Origin of the sequence: Kribbella sp. NBC_00482 (assembly GCF_036013725.1) — a bacterium.
Lineage (GTDB): Bacteria > Actinomycetota > Actinomycetes > Propionibacteriales > Kribbellaceae > Kribbella.
On record NZ_CP107881.1, the window covers coordinates 3,755,548 to 3,779,290 of the forward strand.

Consider the following 23,743-nt stretch of genomic DNA (forward strand, 5'->3'; position numbering starts at 1 on the left):
TCTAATGACCCGACGACTGACAGGGCCGTGAGCGGATGTCCGCCACGTAGTCGTCGGGAGCCCCGGCCGCTTCGGCGGCCTCGGCCAGGATGCCCAGGTAGCGGGCCGAGGGCAGACCGCCCTCGTAGGCGTTCAGCACGTACATCCAGGCCAGCTGCTCGCCGTCCAGGGTCTGCACCCGGACCTGGATCTTGCGGTAGACCCCCTGGTCGATCCACTCCCACTCGTCCAGGCGCTCGACGTCCTTGGGGTGGATGTCGTACAGCGCCACGAAGACCTGGTTGGCGGGCTCGGCCGGGTCCTCGACCACGGTGGCCATCGCGCCCTCCCAACCGAGCTCCTCGCCGCCGAAGGTGAGGCGCCAGCCGGTGATCCAGCCGGTCCCGCGCAGTGGCGAGTACGGGCACCGCTCGGACATCAGGTTCGGGTCCAGATTCGACGCAAACGCGGCGTACAGGGTCACGGAATCAGAGGATACGGAAGAATGACCTCCCGTGGCGCGAGTTGTGATCATCGGAGGCGGTCCAGGCGGGTACGAAGCGGCCAGTGCGGCCGCCCAGCTGGGCGGGGAGGTAACGGTCGTCGATTCCGACGGGATCGGCGGTTCAGCCGTGCTCACCGACTGCGTACCGAGCAAAACCCTGATCGCCACCGCGGAGGTGATGACCGAGGTGGAGGAGGCCGGGGAGCTGGGCGTCCGGGTGGACGACGGCGACGATGACCCGGCGAACTCCGTGCGTGTCGATCTCTCTGTCGTCAACCAACGGGTGAAAGCGCTCGCCACCGCCCAGTCCGAGGGCATCTCGCGACGGCTGGAGAGCGACAAGATCCGGATCGTCAAGGGTCGCGGCCGCCTGGACGGGCCGGAAACCGTGGTGGTCGGCGACGAGCGCCTGCACGCCGACGTGATCCTGATCGCTACTGGTGCAAGGCCCCGCATCCTCCAGGGCTCCGAGCCGGACGGCGAGCGGATCCTGACCTGGGAACAGGTCTACGAGCTCGAGGAACTGCCCGAGCGGCTGATCGTGGTCGGCTCCGGTGTCACCGGTGCGGAGTTCGCCAGCGCGTACGACGCGCTCGGCAGCGACGTCGTCCTGGTCTCGTCGCGGGACCGCGTGCTCCCCGGTGAAGACGCTGACGCGGCAGCAGTCCTGGAGGACGTGTTCAAGCGGCGCGGACTCACGGTCCTGAGCAAGTCCCGGGCCGAGTCGGTCAAGCGGAAGGGCGACGGTGTCGTGGTGACGCTGACCGACGGCCGGAAGGTCGAGGGGTCGCATGCCCTGCTCGCGGTCGGGTCGCTGCCGAACACCGACGACATGAATCTGGTCGAGTCGGGCGTGTCGCTGACCGACGGCGGCTTCGTCCAGGTCGACAAGGTCTCCCGGACCACGGCCCGCGGCGTCTACGCGGCCGGCGACTGCACCGGCGTACTGATGCTCGCCTCGGTGGCCGCGATGCAGGGCCGGATCGCGATGGCGCACTCGCTCGGCGACGCCGTCACCCCGTTGGACCAGTCAACGGTCTCCGCGAACGTCTTCACGGCTCCCGAGATCGCGACGGTCGGCCTGACCCAGGCGGTGGTCGACGCCGGCGGCAGTACGGCGATGGTCGTGAAGGTGCCGCTGGCCGACAACGCCCGCGCCAAGATGCAGGGCGTCCGCGACGGTTTCGTCAAACTCTTCTGCCTCCCCAACACCGGCATCGTGGTCGGCGGCGTGGTCGTGGCTCCCCGCGCCAGCGAACTCATCCACCCCATCTCGCTGGCCGTCGGTGCCCGCCTGACGGTCGACCAGGTGGCGCAAGCCTTCACCGTCTATCCCTCGGTCTCCGGCTCCGTCGCCGAAGCCGCCCGCCGTCTGCACCTGCGCTCATGAAGTTCCTGGTGCTGTGGCAGATGGAGTTGAGTCTGCTCTCGCCCGAGATGGCGCGGGCCGTGGGGGCGATGCCGGAGTACGGCGAGCGGCTGCAGCGGGAGGGAAAGGTGCTGTCGCGGTACCACGTCGTCGGCTCGCACGGTGGGGCGTGGATCTACGACGTGGACTCGCACGAGGAGTTCGAACGCTTGCTGGGTCGGGCGCCGGTGTTCAACTTCGCGCGGTACACGGTGCATGCACTGGCCGAGATGCAATCCCCGCGCCCGACCGATTGACGCGCTCGCAGCCGATTGGGATCGTGGCTGCAGGGGGTAGCCCATGTTCGAGGATCGCAGCGACCTCGCCGTCGACCGGCATCTGGTCGTCAGCGGTCGGTTGCGCACGCGGCGCCTGCAACTCGGGCTGACGCAGAAGCAGTTGGTCAGCCGGCTGGCGCGACGCGGAATCAAGACCACCAACAAGACCTTGTCGAGTTTCGAGCACGGCGCCGGCGTCGACGTCGTCCGCCTGCCGGAGCTCGCCGGTGCGCTCGACTGCACCGTCACCTACCTGCTCGGCCTGACCGAGGACCCGGCCCGCTGGGAGCCCGATCGCTCCGGCGTGCTGGACAACCGTCCGGTCGCGCGGCCCGCGGTGCTGAACTCACCAGGCCTGGTCAGCCGTCCGGACGCTCACTGGATCCTGGGCCCGGACGTGCCGGCCCGGCCGCCCAGACGCTGATTGACCAGTCCCAGGTGGTACGCCGAATAGTGGCGTAAGGCAACCAACTGGGTCGCGGTCAGCCGGTCGCAGACCCACTCCCAGTGCAGCGAGACCCAGTCGCCCGGGTGCAGGGGACCGACCAGGCTCACGCCGTCGACACTGACCCTCGCCGTCTCCCGGCCGGACACGCCGAGAGTGAGCGTCGTGCCGTCCCACACCAGCGGCCGCGATTCCACGACGACCTGGTCGGCCCTGACCGTGATCACCCGGCCCCACCGGATCCGGCACTGGTCGAGTACCTCGAGCGCGTGCTCGGCACGGCGTTCGTCGAGCAGCAGGTTGGCCCACGGATACAGGCAGAACACCTGGAAGCTGTGATGGGGCAGGCCGCCCTGACCGTCGCCGGCCCGGTCCAGCAGGCGGTTGCCGATCCAATACGCCTCGACGACGTCGTGGTCGAGTGGATCCGCCGTACCCGTGGCCGCGGCGATCGTCCGCAGTTGGGGCCAAGCGCCCTCGAACTGCTTCGCCACGGCACGGAACCCCGTGCCGGTCCAGCGCTCGAGGAGCGCGCTGGCGTCCACTGGACCGCAGTACCCGAGCCGGTTCGGCGCGAACGCGTACCGGACGAACAAGGCCGGCCCGTTCACAGGTCGGCCCCGAAGAACGCGAGCGAGTCGGCGGCCCGCTGCGCCGACATCCGCTCGATCGCGAAGCCGCTGTGGATCAGCACGTACTCACCGGGAGCGAACGGGCCGTCGAGCAGGGACAGGTTGATGTCCCGGACGACGCCCGCCACCTCGACCGGGCCGACGTCCGCGTCGTCCGGGCTGCCGACCACCCGGCCCGGGATGCCTAGGCACATCAGCTCTCTCCCTGTCCGGTGACCACGTCGATCACCATCTGTACGGCGGTGCCGACCGCGTCCTGCACGGCCGGTGAGAGTCCGATCCCGGGGTCGATACCCGCCGGTTCGCACCCGACCACCACCACAGGTCCCACGGTGCCACCAAGCCGCGGCACAAGCGAGAGCACAGCGTCCGGTCCGAGGTCGTGGGCGTCCATCGGCACGTCCTCTCCGGGTTCGGCGCCCGGCTCGGCCTCGATCAGGTAGACCGTGCCGGGCGGACCGCCCCGCTGGACCGCGTCGACCAGTACGACGAGGTCGTACGGCTCCAGGAGTTGATAGGCCAGGTGGATGCCACGGATCCCGAAGTCCCGCACCTCGACCTCGGCCGGCAGGGACCGGCGGGACAGCTCGTCGACGACCGCGACGCCGAAACCGTCGTCGGAGCTGAAGATGTTGCCCAGCCCGGCGACCAAAACAGTCATTTGACCGGCTCCAGTTCGTCCGGGCTGAAGTACAGGTAGCGTCCGTGGGACCGCTGCACCTCGCCCTCCTCACCGTCCAGGGCGACCGCGACGTGGGTCTCGCCGTCGACGTCGGACAGGACGGCGACCACTGTGCCGAAGCGACCGGTCAGGAACATGTCCTGCGCGTCCGCCCGCCGGATCCCGGGCCGCAGCCGGACCCGCGTACCGTTGCCGACGGCAACGTCGCCGATCTGGACCGTGTCCGTCTCGGGCGAGACCGTGCTGTCGTTGCCCGGATCCCACCACGGCTTGTCGGCGGGCGGCGGTTCGGTCACCTTGCGCAGGTAGCGGATGGTTCCGTGCAAGCGGTCGAGGAACTCCGGCGGCATGGTGTCGATGCGGTCCAGCAGCTCGGCCGCCCGCGGGTCGGTGCCGCGGACCTCGCGCTTCTCCTCCTCGGTCAGCGTCATCGTGCGCAGACTGAGGATCTCGTCGATCTCGGTGGCGTCGAACAGGTCGCCCTGGCTCTCCGGCGCGATCGTCGGGTGGTCGTACAGGATGATCGGCGAGGAGAGCAGCAGGTCGCCGGCGAGCACCGGATAGAGGCCGATGTTCTCGCACTCGCCCGCGAAGCCTCTGGCCCACTCGGGCGGGTCCAGTTGCGAGATGAACTGGGAGCCGTCGGAGGCGACCATGACGTGGTGCGCGATCAGCGCCTGCCGGAGGGCTCCGACGCGCTCCGAGCTGCCGTCCGGGGTGGTGTTCTCGACCCGGACCCGGATCCGGGCCACGTTGTACGGGCCGGGCAGCGTTGCGACGGTCAGGGTCACGGTCCCGGAGATCGGCAGCCTGGTCCGGCGGAGGAAGCCTGCCGTGCCGACCGCCTCGACGTCGGTGCCGCCGGGCAGCGTGAACGACACTTCCCGGGGAAACCGGTACACGTTCGTCGCGAGGTCGACCGTCCGCACCACAGCCTCGTCCCACGGCCGGTAGATCGCATCCTCGGTCTCCAGCGAGGTGACCAGACCCTGGTCGGCGTCGAGGACCTCCCGGCTCTGTGCCTGCAGGAAGCGCAGCCGCACCCGGATCAGGGCCCTGTCGCCGTCGAGCAGGCACTCGGTCTGCGACCAGGACCGCTCGGACGGATCCAGCAGCGAGTAGTCCGGCGGCATCAGTACGCCGAACTGCCAACGGACCTGGTTCTTTCCGTCCGAGGCTCGGTACGGGTAGAGCACATAACCCTCGAACAACAGCGCGTCCGCGATTTCCTGGACGGCGTCGTACCTGTTCATTCCAGCTGTTCCTTCAGGAGTCGCTCGATCGCGTCGTCCCAGCCGGGCAACGCTTCCCGCGTGCGGTAGCGGTACAGCAGATCGAAGGTGTCCTGTCGCAGCCGCAGCCACGCGGCACCCGGGAAGTGCTGGTCCATCGCCTCCCGCCACACCGCAACCGGCAGCGAGTACGTCGTCTCCTTCTGCCAGGCGACCGGTGTCACCGAGAGGGTGCCGGGGCTGCCGGTGAAGATGGTCCCGTTGAAGAGCAGCAACAGCGGTACGCCGTGCTCTCGGACGGCGTACAGGTACTTGTGGGCGGCGACGTCGAAGTCGTAGCTGCACGGCAGGTTGAGGTCGACCTCCGTGGCTCGGGTGAAGCCGGGGACCATCTGGGTGACGAACGCCAGTTGCAACGGCTTCAACGTCTCACCCCAGCGGGACCGGTCGCCGAACAGGTCGGCCAGGCCTTCGGCTTCCTCGTCGTTGTACCGGCGCCGGATCGGCTCGATCCTGATCTGGCAGCGCAACGCCAACGCGTGTACCGGCGTACCGGTCGTCTCTTCGATCCGCAGGCGCAGCCGGATCGACGGGGTCGCGGCGTACCGATCGGCCTCGGAGCCGGTGCAGGTGAAGTCCAGGTCAACCACGGCTGCGCTCCTGGATCCCGGCGAAGAACGCGTCGATCCGCCGCCAGACGTCCTCGCCGCCGGCGAAGCCTTCCCAGTACTGGCGCACGATCCCGACCAGCTCGTAGCACGCGTCGATGGGGACCAGGTGGCACTCGAACGTGCCGTCGATCCGGCGCAGCAGCACGGCCTCGACGTCCGGGACCAGCTCCTGCAGCCGGGGATCGCCGGCCACGACCTCGTTCCAGCCGGCCAGGTCGAGCAGCGACTCGGTGGCGCCGCCCGGGCTCGGGTAGAAAGCGACATACCGGCCCTGATCGGACTGGTAGAAGAGGAACGCCAGGTTGACCGGGATCCCCATCGCGTCCCACTGGGCCGGCGACAGCGTGAAGTCCAGGTTGGCCCGGTAGCTTTCGGGGATCACTCGGTAGTGGCCGTGCGACGCGCCGCCGTCGGTGAACAACAGGTAGCAGGCGCGGCAGGCGCACAACAGCCGGTGATCCTGGATGTCGGCCAGGTGTGAATGCTCGGGACCGATCGGTACGGCGCACATCTCGCACTGCTCGCCCGGAGCCAACTGCTCGCGGACCCCACCGGTGTACTCGCGAAGAACCGCCACCGGATCGACGGCCGGCAGGGGTTTGGATCGCGCCAGTGAACGCAGGGTCGACCGCGGCGTCACGCCGGCTGCACCCCCGGGACGGCGATTTTCCAGCCGGAACCCTCCGGCAGCAGTGGGAGTGCTTCGAGCGGCGGGGCCTCTTCGGGCGTGAGAGCCCGTCCGGCCAGGCGTACGTCGTACTCGGCCGTGCACCGTGGACAGGTCAACCGGTCGCCGTCCAGCCGGCCGTGGTGCAGGCCGGACGAGCACATCGGGCAGTTGTTGCGGTAGGCGAAGTACGTGCCGGCCAGGTTGGCGACGAGCACGTCGAGGCCGGCGACGGAGAGATGCTGGATCTGGTCCGGGGGTGGGACCAGATCCAGCGGATGCCAGCTGTCCCGATGGGGGCGGAACGGCTGGATGGTCAACAGGTTCTCCTTCTTCTCCTTCACCATCCCCGCGACGTCGACCGCGATCGCCTCCGGCGCGGCGTCGAGGACGGCGTTCTCCACAGTCAGCCGGACGGTGGCGGTCGAGCCGGGGCAGCCGTCGCAGCTGCCCTGCAGACTCAGGTGAACGACGCCGTCGTCGTCGATTCCGAGGTAGTCGATGCCGCCGGCGTGCGAGCCAAGGTACGGCCGGACCGAGTCCAGCGCCCCCTGGATCCGGGTAGCGACGTCGTCAGGGTGGAGATCGTGGAGCAGCAGCAGGCCGGCGACCAGATCGTCCCCGACCAACTGCCGAACCTGCGGCTCGTCGAGCAGGTTCAGCAGTTGCTCGAGGCCTGCGCCGTGCAGTGTCAGCACGGCGCGGACCAGTTCCTCCACCTTGCGCGTGAGCGCCGGATCGGCGCTGCGCTGGACCTCGTCCAGCAGTACGTCGATCCGTTCGCTCAGCTCATGGACGTCGTGCCGATCCATTCCATCCCCCGGGGTCAATAAGGCTTCACGGCGATGGACGGGGAGTGCAGATGTGTCTTCTCCCGTCCGTTGCCGACGTACATGTGCACGCCGCACGGCAGGCACGGGTCGAAGCTGCGCACCGCGCGCATGATGTCGATGCCCTTGAACCGGTCCGGCGGGTTCTCCTCGAAGATCGGCGTGTTCTGGACCGCGTCCTCGTACGGACCCGGTGTTCCGTAGCTGTCCCGGACGCTGCCGTTCCACGGCGTCGGCGGGTACGGGTGGTAGTTGGCGATCTTGCCGTCCCGGATCACCATGTGGTGCGAGAGCACGCCCCGCACGGCCTCGGTGAACCCGCACGAGATCGCCTCGTCCGGCACCTTGAACGGCGTCCACGTGTCGGTCCGGCCGGCCCTGACCTCGGCCATCGCCTTCTCGCAGAAGTGCAGCGCGAGCGCGGCCGCGTAGGCCTGGAAGTAGGTCCGGGCCCGGTTCCGCTCGAGCGCGTTGCTCCACTGCGGGATCTTCCACTCGTACTCCGTGGCCGGTTTGAGTGCCGTCCGCGGGAGCTGGATCTTCACGCTGTGCCCGGTGGACTGGATGTAGTCGGTGTTGACCAGGCCGGACAGCGCCGTCGACCAGAGACGCGCGATCGGCCCGCCGCCGGTGTCGAGGGCCAGGTGGTCCTTACCGTCGAACCAGCGCGGCGACATCGTCCAGCTGTAAGCGTTGGCGAAGTCGCGCTTCTGCGGTTTCGGCAGCGTGTGCTGGTTCCACGGGTGCCGGACGTCGATCGGGTTGCCGAGCGGGTCCTTGTCGACGAACTTCTCGTGCGAGCCGTCGGCCCAGTCGTCGTAGTACGAACTGCCGAGCAGGATCCGCAGGCCGAGGTTGATGTCGACCAGGCTGTTGGTGACCAGCTTGCCGTCGACGATCACTCCCGGTGTGACGAACATCTTCCGGCCCCAGGACTCCATGTTGCGGTAGGTGAAGTCGCAGTACGCCGGGTCTTGCAGGCTGCCCCAGCACCCGAGCAGGATCCGCCGTTCGCCGACGTGCTCGTAGCCGGGCAGCGCCTCGTAGAAGAAGTCGAACAGGTCGTCGTGCAACGGCACGACCTTCTTCATGAACTCGATGTAGCGCATCAGCCGGGTGAGGTAGTCGGTGAAGAGCTGGATCGTCGCGACCGTGCCGACGCCGCCGGGGTAGAGCGTCGACGGGTGGACGTGCCGGCCCTCCATCAGGCAGAACATCTCGCGCGTGTAGCGGCTGACGTGCAGCGCCTCGCGGTAGAACTCGCCCTCGAGCGGGTTCAGTGAGCGCATGATGTCGCCGATGGTCCGGTAGCCGTGGTCGCCGGCGTGCGGCGCCTCGGTGCGGTTCGCCAGTTCGAGGACGCCGGGGTTGGTCTCCTTGACCATCCGCTCGCAGTAGTCCACCCCGACCAGGTTCTCCTGGAAGATGTTGTGGTCGAACATGTACTCCGCGGCCTCGCCGAGGTTCACGATCCACTCACCGAGCGCCGGCGGCGCGACGCCGTACGCCATGTTCTGCGCGTAGACCGAGCAGGTGGCGTGGTTGTCGCCGCAGATCCCGCAGATCCGGCTGGTGATGAAGTGCGCGTCGCGCGGGTCCTTGCCCTTCATGAAGATGCTGTAGCCGCGGAAGATCGACGAGGTGCTGTGGCACTCCTCGACGGTCTTGGACTTGAAGTTCACGTTCGCGTAGATGCCCAGGCTGCCGACGATCCGGGTGATCGGGTCCCACGCCATCTCGACGACGTCGGAGCTCTTCGCGTCACTCGCGGCCAGCTTGGAATCGGTGGTGGTCATGGCCTACCACACCTTCTCGTAGCCGGTGGTGAGCTCGGAGCCCTTGTGCCGCCACTTGGGTTCCTTGTTGTTCTGGTTCAGGGTGTACTTGCGCAACCTCCGGATCACGGTGCCGTACACCATGCTCGCCGTGGTGGAGACCTTGCTGCCGAACGGTTCGTCCATGAACGGCATGAACTTGTCCGGGAAGCCGGGCATCGTGCAGGCGATGCAGATGCCGCCGACGTTCGGGCAACCGCCGACGCCGTTGATCCAGCCGCGTTTGGGCACGTTGCAGTTCACGACCGGACCCCAGCAGCCCAGCTTCACCAGGCACTTGGGGGAGCCGTACTCCTTGGCGAAGTCGCCCTGCTCGTAGTACCCGGCCCGGTCGCAGCCCTCGTGCACGGTCCGGCCGAACAGCCACTGCGGACGGAGCTCCGAGTCCAGCGGGATCATCGGGGCCTGCCCGGCGACCTGGTAGAGCAGGTAGACGAGCGTCTCGGACAGGTTGTCGGGGTGGATCGGGCAACCTGGCACGCAGACGATCGGCAGGCCGGCCTTCGACTTCCAGCTCCAGCCCAGGTAGTCGGGAACCCCCATCGCACCGGTCGGGTTGCCCGCCATCGCGTGGATCCCGCCGTACGTCGCACAGGTGCCGACGGCAACGACCGCGGTGGCCTTCGGGGCCAGCCGGTCCAGCCACTCCGACGTCTTCATCGGCTGCCCGGTGGCCGGGTTGTTGCCGAAGCCGGCCCAGTAGCCCTCGCCGTCGTGGATCGCCTCGTTCGGGATCGAGCCCTCGACCACCAGCACGAACGGTTCCAGTTCACCGCGGTCGGCCTTGTGCCACCAGGCGATGAAGTTGTCCGCGCCGGTCTCCGGGCCGCACTCGAAGTCGATCAACGGCCAGTGCACCGCGATCTTCGGCAGCCCGGGCAGGGCGCCGAGGACGATCTCCTCGATGCTGGGCTGGGTGGCCGCGGTGAGGGCGACCGAGTCGCCGTCGCAGCTGAGGCCCCCGTTCATCCAGAGGATGTGGACGACACCCTCGTCAGTTTCGGCTTGCGCCTGCTCCGGTTCCAGTGTCGTGGACACGTCCAGCCCTCCCTTGCCGGGAAAATGCCCGACTTTTCGACCGTACTTCGGTACTCGCCGGTCCGACAGACACATGTGTCAGCTATTAATGGCGGTATCCGGAAATCCGCGATTCCGGGATTCCAGGACATTCCGGATGGTCTTTATGGCAGGGTCGCACCGGTATTCTCATGCAATGGACGATGCCGATCGCGAGGTGTTCGTCTCGCCCGTGGTCGTGGCGTCGCACAGCTTCCCGGCCAGGCCGGGATCGCTGCCGGACGCCGAGCAGTTCGTCCGGGAGGCGCTCGAGCCGATCACGCTCGAGGTGGAGGAGCGCCAGGCGCTGTACCACGCGATCACGGACGCCCTGCTGGCCGCGGCCGGCCCCAAGGACGGGGTGTTCGACGTGACCGTGCGGATCTTCCCCGACGGCGTCGAGGTCGAGGTGCTGCACGGCGCGGGCGTCCGGCGCGTGCAGCCGGCCGCGGAGCCGTTCGCCGACTGGCTGAACGGCGTACTGCGCGGTCAGGGCCTGTCGCAGCAGGCAGCCGCGCAGCGGATCGGGGTCTCGGTGCGGACCATCAGCCGATGGTTGCGCGGCGACACCGAACCGCGGTTGCGGGACCTGCGAAGAGTGCACGAGATCTTCGGACCGTGATCTCTGGTGTGCGCCAAGGCCTGGGTTTAGTGTGCGAATTGTCCGTTGATCGCGGAATTCGCCATTTTCTTTCGCCCGGCGGGGTGACCATCACGAACGAACCGGAACGTGTGCGCAGCCGGGCGCTTGTCACCGGCGTGGTCCAAGGCGTCGGATTCCGTCCGTTCGTGTACGCACTCGCGCGCGAGCTCGGGCTGTCCGGCCAGGTCGGCAACAGCGCGGCCGGCGTCGTCGCCGAGGTCGAGGGACCGGCCGCCGCGGTGGCCGCGTTCGGCGTCCGCGTACGTACGGACGCTCCGCCGCTGGCCGTGGTCGCGACGGTGACTCTCGAGACTTTGCCGGCGGTGGGTGGGACCGAGTTCGCCATCTTGGACTCGACGGCAGGACCGGGCCGGACGCTGGTCTCGCCGGACGTGGCGACCTGTGCCGACTGCCTGGCCGAGTTCGCCGATCCGTCCGACCGGCGCTACCGGCATCCGTTCATCAGCTGCACCAACTGCGGGCCGCGCTTCACGATCATCACCGGCCTTCCCTACGACCGGCCGGCCACGACGATGGCCGCCTTCCCGCTCTGCCCGGACTGCGCCCGCGAGTACGCCGATCCGGCCGACCGCAGGTTCCACGCCCAGCCGATCGCCTGCCCTGCCTGTGGCCCTCGGCTGCAGCTGGTCCAGCCCGGCGTCGAGACGACGTACGGCGAGGCTGCGCTTGCGGCCGCGCACGCGCTGCTGATCGACGGCGCGATCCTCGCGGTGAAAGGACTCGGCGGCTTCCATCTGGTCTGCGACGCCGGCGATCAGGCCGTGGTGGACACCCTGCGGAAGCGCAAGGATCGTGGCGACAAGCCGTTCGCGGTGATGGCCGCCGATCTGGACACGGCCCGGCGGATCGCCGCGGTCGATGCCGCCGAGGAGCAACTGCTCACCGGCAGCCGGCGCCCGATCGTGCTGCTACGGCGCAAGCCAGGTGCCGCCGTCACGGAATCCGTTGCCCCCGGCAACCCTGACCTCGGCGTGATGCTGCCGTACACGCCGGTGCATCAGCTGCTGTTCGACCAGCCCGGTCCGTGTGTGCTGGTGATGACGAGCGGCAACCTGTCCGGTGAGCCGATCGTCACCTCCGACGAGGAGGCCCTGACCCGCCTGGCCGGTCTCGCCGACGCCTGGCTCGGGCACGATCGCCCCATCCACGTGCCCTGCGACGACTCCGTCGTACGGATCGTCGACGACAGCGAGCTTCCGGTACGGCGGTCGCGCGGGTATGCGCCGTTTCCGATCGATCTGCCCGTCCCGGTCCGGCCGGCGCTGGCGGTCGGCGGGGACCTGAAGAACACCTTCTGTCTCGGTGACGGGCGGTACGCGTGGCTCTCGGCGCATGTGGGAGATATGGACGACCTCGCGACGCTGCAGGCCTTCGAGCGGGCCGAGCAGCACCTCGAGCAGCTCACCGGGGTTCGGCCCGAGGTGCTGGTGACGGACAAGCATCCGTCGTACCGGTCGCGGCAATGGGCGCAGCTGAGCGCGAACGGCCGGCCGGTGATCGGCGTACAGCATCACCACGCGCACCTTGCCTCGGTGATGGCCGAGCATCGGTATCAGGGCCGGGTCATCGGGTTCGCGTTCGACGGGACCGGGTACGGCGACGACGGCGCGGTGTGGGGCGGCGAGGTACTGCTCGCCGGGTACGACGGGTTCGAGCGGTATGCACACCTCAAGTACGTGCCACTGCCCGGCGGCGATGCGGGTGTCCGGAACCCATGCCGGATGGCGTTGTCGCACCTGCTCGCCGCGGGCCTGTCATGGGATCGGCGGCTGCCGTCCGTGCTCGCCTGCGCCGGGCCGGAGCTGGAACTGCTCAGAGCCCAACTGGACAAGGACATCGCCTGTGCTCCGACGTCGAGCATGGGCAGGTTGTTCGACGCGGTCTCGTCGCTGGCCGGGGTGTGTCACCGGGCCGGGTACGAGGCGCAGGCCGCGATCGAGCTGGAAGGACTGGTCTCGTCAGATCGAGGGCTCGGCAGCTACGAGTTCGCGGTTACAGGGGAGGAGATCGATCCGGCGCCGGTGCTGGCCGGCGTGGTGTACGACGTACTGGCCGGAGTGGAACCGGGGATCGTGAGCGCCCGGTTCCACCAGAGCCTGGCCGAACTGATGGTGACGCTGGCCGAGCAGGTCCGCGCCGCCCACGGACTGACCACGGTCGCCCTGTCCGGCGGCGTGTTCGTCAACCGAGTGTTGCTATCGGCAACCACCAGCGCGTTGACCGGGGCCGGGTTCACGGTGCTGCGGCATCGCCGGGTGCCGCCGACGGATGCCGGACTCGCCTTGGGCCAACTGGCTGTCGCGGCGCGTCTTCCAGGGAGGGAAACATCATGTGTCTAGCCGTACCGGGGAAGGTCGTGGAGATCCGGGAGGAGGACGGGACCCGGATGGGGCAGGTGGACTTCGGCGGCGTACTGAAGGACGTCTGCCTGGAGTACCTGCCGGATCTGGAGGTGGGTGAGTACACCATCGTGCACGTCGGGTTCGCGTTGCAGCGGCTCGACGAGGAGTCCGCGATGCAGTCGCTCGCGCTCTTCCGCAAGCTCGGGGCGCTCGAGGAGGAGTTCGGCGACCAGTGGGGACTGGCCGCGCGGCAGGCCGGCGAGCGCCGACCGCCCGGCACCGATTGGGAGGAGGCCGCGCAATGAAGTACCTGGAGGAGTTCAGCGATCCGGTGCTGGCCGGCAAACTGGTCGAGCAGATCCACGCCACGGTGACGAAACCCTGGGCGATGATGGAGGTCTGCGGCGGCCAGACGCACACGATCGTCCGGCACGGCATCGACCAGTTGCTGCCGGACGGCGTCGAGATGATCCACGGCCCGGGCTGCCCGGTCTGCGTCACCCCGCTGGAGATCATCGACAAGGCGCTCGAGATCGCCGCCCAGCCCGGCGTGATCTTCTGCTCGTTCGGCGACATGCTGCGGGTGCCCGGCAGCGGCCGCGACCTGTTCCGGATCAAGAGCGAGGGCGGTGACGTCCGCGTCGTCTACTCACCGCTCGACGCGCTCCGGGTGGCTCAGCAGAACCCGGACAAGGAGGTCGTGTTCTTCGGCATCGGCTTCGAGACGACCGCCCCGCCGAACGCGATGACCGTCTACCAGGCCAAGAAGCTCGGCATCCCGAACTTCAGCCTGCTGGTGTCGCACGTCCGGGTGCCGCCCGCGATCGAGGCGATCATGCAGTCGCCGCGCTGCCGCGTCCAGGGTTTCCTCGCCGCCGGCCACGTCTGCAGCGTGATGGGTACGTCGGAGTACCCGCCGCTGGCCGAGAAGTACGGCGTACCGATCGTGGTCACCGGGTTCGAACCGCTCGACATCCTGGCCGGGATCCTGCGCACGGTCAGCCAGCTCGAGAAGGGCGAGCACGTGGTCGAGAACGCCTACCGGCGGGCTGTCCAGGACGCGGGCAACCCGGCCGCGATTGCGATGCTGGCGGACGTGTTCGAGTCGACCGACCGGTCCTGGCGGGGGATCGGGATGATCCCGCAGAGCGGCTGGCGGCTGTCCGAGCGGTACCGCGAGTACGACGCGGAGTACCGCTTCCAGGTGCGCGACATCGTCACCGAGGAGTCGACGGTGTGCCGCAGCGGTGAAGTGCTGCAGGGCCTGATCAAACCGCACGAGTGCTCGGCGTTCGGAACGGTGTGCACTCCGCGCAACCCGCTCGGGGCCACGATGGTGTCGAGTGAGGGCGCGTGTGCGGCGTACTACCTCTACCGTCGGCTGGAGACGCCGGCCGAGGTGGTGACGACCGGTGGCTGAGCAAGTCATGTTGCCGGATCCCTCTATGCCCGATCCGCCGAACTTCGACGGATGGGTCTGCCCGCTGCTGTTGCGCGACCATCCGAGGGTCGTGATGGGTCACGGGGGCGGCGGACAGATGTCAGGTGAGCTCGTCGAACATCTCTTCCTGCCCGCGTTCGCCAACCCGGTCCTCGGCGGGCTGACGGACTCGGCGGTGTTCACGCTCGGTGAGGCCCGGATGGCGTTCTCGACCGACTCGTTCGTGGTGCAGCCGTTGTTCTTCCCGGGCGGCAGCATCGGGCACCTGGCCGTGAACGGCACGGTCAACGACCTCGCGATGAGTGGCGCGCAGGCGGCGTACCTGTCCTGCGGCTTCATCCTCGAGGAAGGCGTCGAGCTGTCCGTGGTCGCCGCGATCGCGGCGGATCTGGGTGCGGCGGCGCGCCAGGCAGGGGTGACGATCGCGACCGGCGACACCAAGGTCGTCGACACCGGACACGGGGACGGCGTCTACATCAACACGGCCGGCGTCGGGCTGGTCCCGGCCGGGGTCGACATCCGCCCGCAGCGCGCGGTTCCGGGGGACGTCGTCATCGTCAGCGGCCAGATCGGGGTGCACGGAATCGCGATCATGAGCGTGCGCGAGGGCATCTCGTTCGGCACCGAGGTCGTCAGTGACTGCGCGCCGCTGAACGGCCTGGTCGCGGCGATGCTCGACGTGTGCCTCGACCTGCACACGCTGCGCGACCCGACCCGGGGCGGCGTCGCGACCTCGCTGAACGAGATCGCCAAGGCGGCCGGCGTCGGCATCGAACTGACCGAGAGCGCACTGCCGGTGCCGGAGGCGGTCGCCAACGCCTGCGCGTTCCTGGGGCTCGATCCGCTGTACGTCGCGAACGAGGGCAAGCTGCTCGCGATCGTGGCGCGCGACGACGCGGACGCCGTACTCGCGGCGATGCGGGCGCATCCGTTCGGTGCGGACGCGGCGATCATCGGCGAGTGCGTCGAGGCGCATCCGGGGATGGTCGTGACGAAGACGGCGTTCGGTGCTACCCGGGTGGTGGATACGCCTATCGGAGAACAGCTGCCTCGGATCTGCTAGCCAGCCAGGAGTGCCAGGCGTCGAGGCCGTCGCCGCGGGTCGCGGAGACGGGCAGCATCTCGACGTCCGGCTTCAGGCGATGGATCAGGTCCAGGCACAGGTCGACGTCGAAGTCGACGTACGGGAGCAGGTCGACCTTGTTCAGCAGGACGAGGTCGGCGGTGCGGAACATGTACGGGTACTTGGCCGGTTTGTCCGCGCCTTCGGTGACCGAGATGATCACCACCCGGGCCGACTCGCCGAGGTCGAACAGGGCCGGGCAGACCAGGTTGCCGACGTTCTCGACGAAGACCAAAGAGCCGTCCGGCGGGGCGAGCTCGGTCAGGCCGCGGGCGAACATCTCCGCGTCCAGGTGACAGCCGGCGCCGGTGTTGATCTGCACGACCTTGCGGCCGGTCGACCGGATCCGCTGGGCGTCCAGCCAGGTCTCCTGGTCGCCTTCGATCACGAGGGTTTCGCGGCGGTCGCCGAGGTCGGTGATGGTGCGCTCCAGCAGGGTCGTCTTGCCGGAGCCGGGGGAGCTCATCAGGTTGATCGCGGTCACCGCATGCTCGGCCAGCCGGTGCCGGTTGGCTGCGGCCAGCAGGTCGTTCTTGGCCAAGATGTCCTGCTCGAGCAGGACGGTTCGGGTTGCATGTTCATGGTCGTGCGGGTGCTCATGGTCGTGCGGATGGGTGTGAGCTTCATGCGGTTGGGGGCCTTCTACGAGGGTGACCCTCGTGGTGGCGTCCTCACCTGAGCATCCGCAGGTGCTGCACATGTCAACGCACCTCCACCGAGACGATCCGCAGTTCCTGACCGGCCAGAATGTCGAGATCGGCACTGCCGCAGTCGCACAGCATGATCGGGTCGTCGAGCGCGAACTCCCGTCGGCAGTCCCGACAGTACGCCCGGCCGGACGGCTCGTCGATGTCCAGACGAGCGCCGTCCAGCCCGGTCCCGACGGCCACGATCCCGAAGCAGAACCGGATCGAGTCGGTCACCACCCCGGACAGCCGGCCGATCTCCAGCCGCACGGCGGCGACCGGTCCGTCGCCGATCTTCTCGACGATCGCATCGACGATGCTCTCCGTGATGGCGAGCTCATGCACGCTTCCGACGGTAGGCCGGGCCACCCGCCCCGGCAACCCATCAAAAATCACCGGATAACGCAACTTCGGCGGCGGAGGCCGCATCGTGGCAGGTATGTACACCCTGACCTCGAAACGAGTCTCCGCCGCTGCAGCGGCCGCCGTACTGCTCGGTGGACTGGCCACTGCCGCGACTACTCTTCCCGCCGCTGCGAGCGCCACCGCGGCCTGCACGATGACCGTCGGAGCGATCACGAGCGGCGGTGACATCGCCAACACCGACGTCACCGCGACGGCGCCGATCACCGCCAAGCGCACGGCAGGCGTCCACCTGTTCACCCCAGGGGTCGCCAAGTTCAGCGCGACCTGGACCACGCGACTCACCGCGCCGTCCGGCAAGTCCACCAGCGGTGAGCTGGTGCTCAACTCGGCGCTGTACTCGGCTTGGTACGGCACCAAGGCCGACGGAACACCGCAGAACGGGCTCAGCAACGGCAGCAAGGGCTGGCAGGGCTACCACGTCGTCCAGACCTCGGAATACTCCCGCCCGGGCACGCCCTACTGGACGGCCACGTACGGCCTGCGGAACGACGGCGTGATGTACCGCTGGAGCGGCCAGTACGGCGACCTGGCCCGCTACACCGGCTTCGCGTCGGTGAAGACGATGACGCTGATCAGCCAGACCCCGAGCTACGACACCTTCCTGGCGAACGCCCGCGGCGGCGCCCTGTACACGATCCGGATCGCGCGCGATCCCAAGGTGCTGCCGGTCGTGAAGAAGCTCCGCACGTCGACCTGGCAGACCTTCGAGAGCCTGGTCGCCCAGAAGTGCGGCGCGCAGAGCACGCTGCTCACCGCGATCGACAAGGAGACGGGTTCGGCGTACCTGTACGCCGTAGGCCACGCCAACGGTGCGTCCACCGTGATCAAGGGCCTCGGCAAGGTGCCCGGCACCTTCACCGACCCCGTCGACTACCTCCGGACCGACGAAGCCATCGCGCCGCTCTTCGGCGAGTGAAGGACAACTCTTGAAAGGCATTTCGATGAAACTGAACCGGGCTTCCACCGTAGCGGCCTCCGCGCTGCTGCTCGGCGGGCTGGCCGCGGCGCCGGCCGGCGCCGCGACCGCTGCCCCCACCGCGACCACGGCCGCGACCGCCGCCTGCCAGATCAACCTCGGCTCGATCACGGCCGGCGGTGACATGGCCAACGCCGCGGTCACCGCGACGTCGCCGGCCACCGTCAAGCGGTCGACCGGCCCGCACATGTTCTCCCCGGGACTGGCCAAGCTCGCGTCGACCTGGACCATCTCGCTGGGCGTCGGCGCGGACTACACGTGGTCCGGCAACGTGATCGTCAGCGGGACGCTGTACGGCGGCGCCTACGGCGTGGACTCCACGGGCAAGCCGTTCACCTCGCTGCAGTCCCGCGGCGTCGGGTACATCGGCTACAAGGCGATCGAGACCTCGTGGTACTGGGGCAAGACCAGCCGGAGTGCGGACTACCGGCTGCGCGGCGACGGGGTGCTCTACCGGTACGTGGGCAAGGCCGTCACGCGGTGGGCGGGTTACTCGTCGGTCAAGACGATGGCGCTGATCAGCGAGACCGCGACGTACGACACCTTCCTGGCCACGACCAACGGTGGCGCGCTGTACACGATCCACATCCCGGTCACCGGCGCGCCGGTCGTGAAGAAGGTTCGCACCTCGACCTGGCAGGGCTTCGAGTACCTGGTCGCGGAGAAGTGCGGCACGCAGAGCACGCTGCTCGCCGGGATCGACAAGGACACCGGTTCGGCGTACCTGTACGCCGTTGGCCACGCAGCAGGCGCCTCGACCGTGATCAAGGGTCTGGGCAAGGTGCCCGGTGACTTCAAGGACCCGATCTACTTCCTGAACACCGCCGAGGGGAACGCTCCGCTGTTCGGCGAGTGAGCACAGCACAGGGCCCCGGTGACCAGCTGGTCACCGGGGCCCTGTCGCGGTTCTTAGAAGTCGCCGCCGAAGTCGAAGCCGCCGCCGTCGCCGCCGTCGAAGGGGTTGAAGTCGCCCCCGCCATCGCCGCCGCCGCCGTCACCGCCGTCGTAGCCGCCGCCGTCCCCTCCGCCGTCCCCTCCGCCGTCACCGCCGCCGTCGTAGCCGCCCGCGTAGTCGCCGTAGCCGCCGCCGGCGAACATGCCGCCGAGCATCGTGCCGAGGAACATACCGGTCATCACACCGCCGAGCGCGCCGAACATGCCCTGCGCGTACGGCGAGTAGGCCGGGCCGGCCTCCCAGTACGGCACCCGCTGCGGGCCGACCATGACCTTGCGGACGTCCGGCTCGGCGCCGGCGCGGACCCGCTCGGCGTCGGCCGCACAGGCCGGCACCTCACGCTGGGCGCCACCGGGCGGTGCCCACAGCACGTCCTCGACCGACGGGCCGTGCTGCGGGTTGAAGAAACAGGACGGGCGCCGCTGCGGCAGCGGCTCGCCGGCCACGCGGGCGCGCACACAGGCAGCGGCGTACCGGCCGTCCTCGAGGATCTCGATCACGTGCTTGATCTGGTCGGCCTCGGTCACCTGACCGACCGCCTGCTTCGCGGACTCGTAGGAGTCCAGCGCGCGCTGGTAGTCCTGCCGGGCGCCGTCGCCGAGGTCCTTGCCGACCATTTCCAGGTCGAGGTCCTGCAGCTCCTCGCCGAAGCGGGTGATGTCCTCGTCGGCCGTCCGCTTCACCGACTCGAGCTCGCCGGCCGTGATCTCGTGCTGCTTCTTGGTCTGCAGCTGGGTCCGACGGTACGAGCGGTACGCCAGGACCGCGATCACCGCCACGGCGATGATCAGGATGAATTCCATTGTCGGGCCTCTCTCGGGGGCTTTAGGGAGAGCCTATCGAATCCCTCAAGACAGGCGACGCCACGCAGGGTGACGTAATCCCGGGAAAGCGGTCACCGTCGGCGCATAATCGAGGAGCGCGCCGCCCAGCGACTGTCCGTCCCCGCGCCGGAAGGCTGTCTATGGGCAAGACTGCGCGACTGTTGCCGCTTGTGTTGACGGCGGCTGCCTTGGTCCCGCTACCGCACTCCAATCCCGATCCCTCGTATCAAGAGATCCCGCTCGACGGCCCGTCCGTTCGAGCCGAAACCGCACCGTTCGGGATGGTCGGCATCACCTGGCCCGAAGGCGTTGCGGGTGTGACTGCAAAGGTTCGCGTCCAACGCGACGGTCAATGGACCGATTGGCAGCCGATGCAGATCGAGGACGATCACGGTCCCGATGCATCGGATCCCGAAGGAATTGAGCGGGCCGGCACCGAACCGTTGTGGGTCGGTAAGGCGACCGGCGTGCAGGCGAGTGCGGTGACGGCTGCCGGCGCGGTCTCCGACGCCAAGGTGGTGCTGATCCAGCCGGGCGTGCTCAGCTCCGACTCCGAGGAGCCGGGCGGCACAGTCGAGGCCGCGTCGAGCAGGGCGCCGTACCCGATGCCGTTGATGGTGAGCCGGAAACGGTGGGGCGCCGACGAGCGACTGCGCGCGCACAACGGGGCTTCCTGCGTGCCGCCGAAGTACACGAAGACTGTGCTGGCGGCGTTCGTCCATCACACCGCCGATCGGAACGACTACACCCGCACGCAGGTCCCGGCGATGGTGCGGGCGATGTACGCGTACCACGTGAAGAGCCGCGGCTGGTGCGATCTCGGGTACAACTTCCTCGTCGACCGCTTCGGGCGCGTCTTCGAGGGCCGGTACGGCGGTGCGCAGCTGCCGGTGCTCGGTGCGCACACGTCGTCGTTCAACGCGAACTCGTTCGGCGTCGCGGTGATCGGAAACTTCGAGCAGACCGCACCGCCGCCGGCGATGCTGGAGTCCACGGCGCGCGTGATCGCGTGGAAACTGGACGCCAACTACCGGTCGCCGCTGGCCACGATCGTGCTCGACGGAAGCCGCCTGCACACGGTGTCCGGACACCGTGACACCAAGGCGACGGCGTGCCCGGGAACCCAGCTGTACAACAAGCTCGGCTGGCTGAAGCAGCGCGTGAACACCTTGATGAGCGGGAGTTTCTCGACCCCGATCTACGAGTACGCGCGGAAACTCGGTTTCCGGAATCTCGGCCAGCCGTTCTGGGGCGAGCACCGGACCCGGACCGGCTGGGCGACGTACTTCGCTACCCGCGACGTCTTCTACTCCGTTGCCACCGGCCCGCATTCCACGTCCGGCGCTTTCCGGACCCGGTACCGGCGGCTCGGGGCCGGCAGCGCGCGGCTCGGGCTGCCGATCACCGACGCCTATCAGACCTCGGTCGGGTCCCGGCAGAAGTTCCAGCGCGGCTGGCTCGTCTGGGACCGGCGGGATCGCCAGGTCCACCTTGTCTACGGGAGACCATCATGAGAACTGTGTCGATTTCCCGGGGTGCCATCGCCGTCGTTGTCTTGTCCTCCACGGTGATCAGCGCGACCGCGCAGGCCCGCGACGTCGTGCCGGCCGCGGCGCCGGACACGACGATCAACGGGCGCGGATTCGGGCACGGCCGCGGACTGTCGCAGTACGGCGCGCAGGGTGCGGCGCTGGCCGGGAAGCCGGCCAAGCAGATCCTCGACTTCTACTACCCGGGGACGACGACCGGGAAGGCGACCGGCAGCATCCGGGTCCGGGTCAGCGCGGACACCACCGACGGCGTCCGGGTCGGCGCGGTGAGCGGGCTCGCGGTCCGCTCGCTGGCGACCGGCAAGGTCTATCCGTTGCCCAGGGCATCGACCCGGAGTCAGTGGTCGATCGACCCGAACGGCGAGCACGGCACGAAGCTCAGCTCGTACGACGCGAAGGCCCGGAAATGGACGCTCTACAAGACGTTCACGGGCATGGCGCAGTTCGAGGGAGCGGCCGTGATCGGGCTGGTCCTGCCGAGTGGCGCCGTACGCCGGTATCGCGGCGCGCTGCGGGCGATCGACGTGTCCGGGGCACACCTGGACACGGTGAACGTGCTGCCGCTCGAGTACTACCTGCGTGGCGTCGTACCTCGCGAGTCGGTGTCGAGCTGGCGCCCGGCCGCGTTGCAGGCGCAGGCCGTTGCCGCCCGCACCTATTCGGTGTTCCACCGGGCCCGCGCGGCGCGGAAAGCGTATGACTTGTGCGACACCACGTCCTGCCAGGTGTACGGCGGGTACGACTCGGAGGAAACCTCGACGAACAACGCGATCGCGGCGACCGCGGGTCAGGTCCGGCTGTACAAGGGCAATCCGATCATCGCGGAGTTCTCCTCGTCGAACGGCGGGGCGACGGCGGCGGGTGATGTGCCGTACCAGCTCACGAAGGCGGACGGCTGGGACGCCTACCCGAAGAACGGGAACCCGAACGTGGCGTGGACGGTGACCCGGACGGCCGCCCAGATGCAGGCGGTCTTCGCTGTCGGCTCGATCCGCTACGTCCGCGTCCTGAAGCGCACCGGCGTCGGCCCGGGCGGCGGGCGGGCGCTCACCGTCGAGGCGGTCGGATCGCGCGGAAAGCGTGTTCTGACGGCCGACCAGGTGCGGATCCGGTTGCACCTGCGGTCCTCGTGGATCAGTTTCCCGGCCCGGACTCCTTGATATACCAACTCCTGGTTCCGGAAGGCCTGGTCGCTGAGGCATTGACGCGGCGTCCGTGCGCCGGTTACAACGTGACATCGCTGTCAACCACCGCCCAGGAGGAGCAGGTCGATGCGCAGAAAGATTGGTATATCAACTCGTCTGGCCGCCGGAGTGCTCGCGGTCGCGGTCCTCGGTTCGCTGAACACGACCACGGCCAGTGCCGGTGAGGCGGCGGGCACCGACCCGACCGCTGCCGCTCGGGCGCGTGCGTCGTACGACGCGATCAACAAGTACTTCGACGCCGGCAAGGGGCTGCTGCTCGAGGAGTACCCGAACACCCAGAGCAACCCGTACTCGTACGTCTGGCCGTACTCGCAGGCGGCGATCGCTGCGGAGGACCTGGCCGGCGTACCCGGTGCGGGCCGGAAGGGCTCGGCGGAGGCCGATCGCCGGCTTGCGGCGTACGAGTTCTACTGGAACGCCGGGACGACGCCCACCGGGTACGACTCGTACGTCCGGCCGCCGAACGGTCAGGGCGGCGACAAGTTCTACGACGACAACGAGTGGATCGGGCTGAACCTGATCCAGCGGTTCAAGCGGACCGGTGACCGCGCGGCCCTTGCGCGGGCCAAGGAGATCTTCGCGCTCGTCGTCCACGGCTGGGACACGGATCCGTCGCACCCGTGCGCCGGCGGCGTGTACTGGACCCAGGCGCCGTGGAGCCAGGACCGCAACACGGTGTCGAACGGACCGGGCGCCGAGCTCGGGGCGCACCTGTACCTGCTGACGCGGGACAAGTCGTACCTGACGTGGGCCCAGCGGATGTACCAATGGACGCAGGACTGCATGCTCGCGCCGAACGGGCTGTACTGGGACCACATCGACCTGGCCGGCAACATCGAGAAGACGCAGTGGAGCTACAACCAGGGCGTGATGCTCGGCGCCGGCGTGTTGTTGTTCAAGGCAACGGGTAACGTCAAGTACCTGCGGGACGCGAAGTCGGTGGCCAATGCCTCGCTGGCGTTCTACAACACGCCTGAGATCCTGGCGAAGAACGGTGCGGCGTTCAACTCGATCTGGTTCAAGAACCTGCTGATCCTGGACTCCGTCGTACCGGATCCGCGGTACCGCAAGGCGATGCAGGCGTACGCCGACTACAACTGGAACACCACCCGCGACCCCGCGACGAACCTCTACAAGTTCCGCGAGGGATCGGTCGAGCTCCTGCAGCAGTCCGGCATCACCCAGGTCCACGCACTGCTGGCGTGGCCGCGCTCGCAGTACCACCTCCTCGCCTGACGACGAGGGAACGCCGCTGGGTCCGCCCGACCCGGCTGCTCCTGACAACATCGCGCCGCCCGTCCCCGCAGGGGGCGGGCGGCGCGGTTGTTCTC

The 23,743-nt window shown here is 68.6% G+C and carries 26 protein-coding genes; 13 read left to right on the forward strand and 13 right to left on the reverse strand.

What is annotated here, in order from left to right; genetic code table 11:
- Position 1 precedes the first annotated feature (1 nt).
- The gene (locus OHB24_RS18540; RefSeq protein ID WP_327640301.1) at positions 2–463 is read right to left on the reverse strand and encodes a gamma-glutamylcyclotransferase; all 462 of its coding nucleotides are present in this window, start codon (positions 461–463) and stop codon (positions 2–4) included.
- A 31-nt stretch (positions 464–494) separates the two neighbouring features.
- On the opposite strand from OHB24_RS18540, the gene OHB24_RS18545 reads away from it, so the two are divergent.
- The 3 genes from OHB24_RS18545 to OHB24_RS18555 are packed head-to-tail and all read left to right on the forward strand — an operon-like array spanning position 495 to position 2,594.
- Positions 495–1,874, forward strand: coding sequence for an NAD(P)H-quinone dehydrogenase (locus tag OHB24_RS18545; protein ID WP_327640302.1), 1,380 nt, complete (start codon positions 495–497; stop codon positions 1,872–1,874).
- On the forward strand, positions 1,871–2,149 hold the full coding sequence (locus tag OHB24_RS18550) for a muconolactone Delta-isomerase family protein (RefSeq protein ID WP_327640303.1): 279 nt from the start codon (positions 1,871–1,873) through the stop codon (positions 2,147–2,149). Before OHB24_RS18545 ends, OHB24_RS18550 begins: the two co-directional genes overlap by 4 nt.
- A 43-nt stretch (positions 2,150–2,192) precedes the next feature.
- Positions 2,193–2,594, forward strand: coding sequence for a helix-turn-helix domain-containing protein (locus OHB24_RS18555; RefSeq protein WP_327640304.1), 402 nt, complete (start codon positions 2,193–2,195; stop codon positions 2,592–2,594).
- Here OHB24_RS18555 and OHB24_RS18560 read toward each other — a convergent pair.
- Genes OHB24_RS18560 through OHB24_RS18600 form a run of 9 tightly spaced genes read right to left on the reverse strand, consistent with a single transcriptional unit; the run spans position 2,546 to position 10,202 of the window.
- Positions 2,546–3,226, reverse strand: coding sequence for a DUF6390 family protein (locus OHB24_RS18560; RefSeq protein ID WP_327640305.1), 681 nt, complete (start codon positions 3,224–3,226; stop codon positions 2,546–2,548). The two genes, OHB24_RS18555 and OHB24_RS18560, sit on opposite strands and share 49 nt — an antisense overlap.
- Entirely contained in the window at positions 3,223–3,441 is a 219-nt protein-coding gene (locus OHB24_RS18565; RefSeq protein WP_327640306.1) for a HypC/HybG/HupF family hydrogenase formation chaperone, read from the reverse strand. Before OHB24_RS18565 ends, OHB24_RS18560 begins: the two co-directional genes overlap by 4 nt.
- Positions 3,441–3,908 (reverse strand): hydrogenase maturation protease, encoded by a 468-nt coding sequence (locus OHB24_RS18570; RefSeq protein ID WP_327640307.1) that lies wholly within the window; start codon positions 3,906–3,908, stop codon positions 3,441–3,443. Before OHB24_RS18570 ends, OHB24_RS18565 begins: the two co-directional genes overlap by 1 nt.
- Complete coding sequence (locus OHB24_RS18575; protein ID WP_327640308.1) at positions 3,905–5,182, reverse strand: hypothetical protein; 1,278 nt, start codon at positions 5,180–5,182, stop codon at positions 3,905–3,907. The genes OHB24_RS18570 and OHB24_RS18575 overlap by 4 nt, the downstream gene beginning before the upstream one ends.
- Positions 5,179–5,811 carry a DUF6084 family protein gene (locus OHB24_RS18580; protein WP_327640309.1) on the reverse strand — a complete coding sequence of 211 codons (633 nt, stop codon included), beginning with the start codon at positions 5,809–5,811 and terminating at the stop codon, positions 5,179–5,181. Before OHB24_RS18580 ends, OHB24_RS18575 begins: the two co-directional genes overlap by 4 nt.
- Positions 5,804–6,472, reverse strand: a complete 669-nt coding sequence (locus OHB24_RS18585; protein WP_327640310.1) for a DUF5947 family protein — start codon at positions 6,470–6,472, stop codon at positions 5,804–5,806. Before OHB24_RS18585 ends, OHB24_RS18580 begins: the two co-directional genes overlap by 8 nt.
- On the reverse strand, positions 6,469–7,311 hold the full coding sequence (locus tag OHB24_RS18590; RefSeq protein WP_327640311.1) for a NifU family protein: 843 nt from the start codon (positions 7,309–7,311) through the stop codon (positions 6,469–6,471). Before OHB24_RS18590 ends, OHB24_RS18585 begins: the two co-directional genes overlap by 4 nt.
- 14 nt (positions 7,312–7,325) lie before the next feature.
- Entirely contained in the window at positions 7,326–9,125 is a 1,800-nt protein-coding gene (locus OHB24_RS18595) for a nickel-dependent hydrogenase large subunit (RefSeq protein ID WP_327640312.1), read from the reverse strand.
- 3 nt (positions 9,126–9,128) lie between these two features.
- A complete protein-coding gene (locus OHB24_RS18600) occupies positions 9,129–10,202 on the reverse strand; it encodes a hypothetical protein (RefSeq protein ID WP_327640313.1) in 1,074 nt (357 codons plus the stop codon).
- 175 nt (positions 10,203–10,377) lie between these two features.
- Here OHB24_RS18600 and OHB24_RS18605 point away from each other — a divergent pair, with 175 nt between their 5' ends.
- From OHB24_RS18605 to hypE, 5 genes are all read left to right on the forward strand, one after another.
- Entirely contained in the window at positions 10,378–10,842 is a 465-nt protein-coding gene (locus OHB24_RS18605) for a helix-turn-helix transcriptional regulator (RefSeq protein ID WP_327640314.1), read from the forward strand.
- An 83-nt stretch (positions 10,843–10,925) separates the two neighbouring features.
- Positions 10,926–13,223, forward strand: a complete 2,298-nt coding sequence (gene hypF / locus OHB24_RS18610; RefSeq protein ID WP_327640315.1) for a carbamoyltransferase HypF — start codon at positions 10,926–10,928, stop codon at positions 13,221–13,223.
- Positions 13,214–13,531, forward strand: coding sequence for a HypC/HybG/HupF family hydrogenase formation chaperone (locus OHB24_RS18615; RefSeq protein WP_327640316.1), 318 nt, complete (start codon positions 13,214–13,216; stop codon positions 13,529–13,531). The genes hypF and OHB24_RS18615 overlap by 10 nt, the downstream gene beginning before the upstream one ends.
- Positions 13,528–14,646 (forward strand): hydrogenase formation protein HypD, encoded by a 1,119-nt coding sequence (hypD, locus tag OHB24_RS18620; protein ID WP_327640317.1) that lies wholly within the window; start codon positions 13,528–13,530, stop codon positions 14,644–14,646. The genes OHB24_RS18615 and hypD overlap by 4 nt, the downstream gene beginning before the upstream one ends.
- Positions 14,639–15,730, forward strand: coding sequence for a hydrogenase expression/formation protein HypE (gene hypE / locus OHB24_RS18625; RefSeq protein ID WP_327640318.1), 1,092 nt, complete (start codon positions 14,639–14,641; stop codon positions 15,728–15,730). The genes hypD and hypE overlap by 8 nt, the downstream gene beginning before the upstream one ends.
- Here the strand turns inward: hypE and hypB are convergent.
- Positions 15,699–16,331 (reverse strand): hydrogenase nickel incorporation protein HypB, encoded by a 633-nt coding sequence (gene hypB, locus OHB24_RS18630; RefSeq protein WP_327640319.1) that lies wholly within the window; start codon positions 16,329–16,331, stop codon positions 15,699–15,701. The two genes, hypE and hypB, sit on opposite strands and share 32 nt — an antisense overlap.
- 160 nt (positions 16,332–16,491) lie before the next feature.
- Positions 16,492–16,821 carry a hydrogenase maturation nickel metallochaperone HypA/HybF gene (locus OHB24_RS18635; RefSeq protein ID WP_327640320.1) on the reverse strand — a complete coding sequence of 110 codons (330 nt, stop codon included), beginning with the start codon at positions 16,819–16,821 and terminating at the stop codon, positions 16,492–16,494.
- A gap of 94 nt (positions 16,822–16,915) precedes the next feature.
- On the opposite strand from OHB24_RS18635, the gene OHB24_RS18640 reads away from it, so the two are divergent.
- Both OHB24_RS18640 and OHB24_RS18645 read left to right on the forward strand, forming a co-directional pair.
- Positions 16,916–17,818 carry a hypothetical protein gene (locus tag OHB24_RS18640; protein ID WP_327640321.1) on the forward strand — a complete coding sequence of 301 codons (903 nt, stop codon included), beginning with the start codon at positions 16,916–16,918 and terminating at the stop codon, positions 17,816–17,818.
- 25 nt (positions 17,819–17,843) lie between these two features.
- Positions 17,844–18,734: a hypothetical protein gene (locus OHB24_RS18645; RefSeq protein ID WP_327640322.1), complete on the forward strand. Its 891-nt coding sequence runs from the start codon at positions 17,844–17,846 to the stop codon at positions 18,732–18,734.
- A 53-nt stretch (positions 18,735–18,787) separates the two neighbouring features.
- On the opposite strand, the gene OHB24_RS18650 is transcribed toward OHB24_RS18645, so the two are convergent.
- Positions 18,788–19,636: a hypothetical protein gene (locus OHB24_RS18650; protein ID WP_327640323.1), complete on the reverse strand. Its 849-nt coding sequence runs from the start codon at positions 19,634–19,636 to the stop codon at positions 18,788–18,790.
- Between the two features lie 338 nt (positions 19,637–19,974).
- Between OHB24_RS18650 and OHB24_RS18655 the strand changes: the two genes are divergently transcribed.
- The 3 genes from OHB24_RS18655 to OHB24_RS18665 all read left to right on the forward strand — a co-directional run bounded on the left by OHB24_RS18655 (position 19,975) and on the right by OHB24_RS18665 (position 23,648).
- Positions 19,975–21,171: a peptidoglycan recognition protein gene (locus tag OHB24_RS18655; protein ID WP_327640324.1), complete on the forward strand. Its 1,197-nt coding sequence runs from the start codon at positions 19,975–19,977 to the stop codon at positions 21,169–21,171.
- Positions 21,172–21,176: 5 nt separating this feature from the next.
- The gene (locus OHB24_RS18660; protein ID WP_327640325.1) at positions 21,177–22,367 is read left to right on the forward strand and encodes a SpoIID/LytB domain-containing protein; all 1,191 of its coding nucleotides are present in this window, start codon (positions 21,177–21,179) and stop codon (positions 22,365–22,367) included.
- 111 nt (positions 22,368–22,478) lie between these two features.
- A complete protein-coding gene (locus tag OHB24_RS18665) occupies positions 22,479–23,648 on the forward strand; it encodes a glycoside hydrolase family 76 protein (RefSeq protein ID WP_327640326.1) in 1,170 nt (389 codons plus the stop codon).
- Positions 23,649–23,743 lie beyond the last annotated feature (95 nt).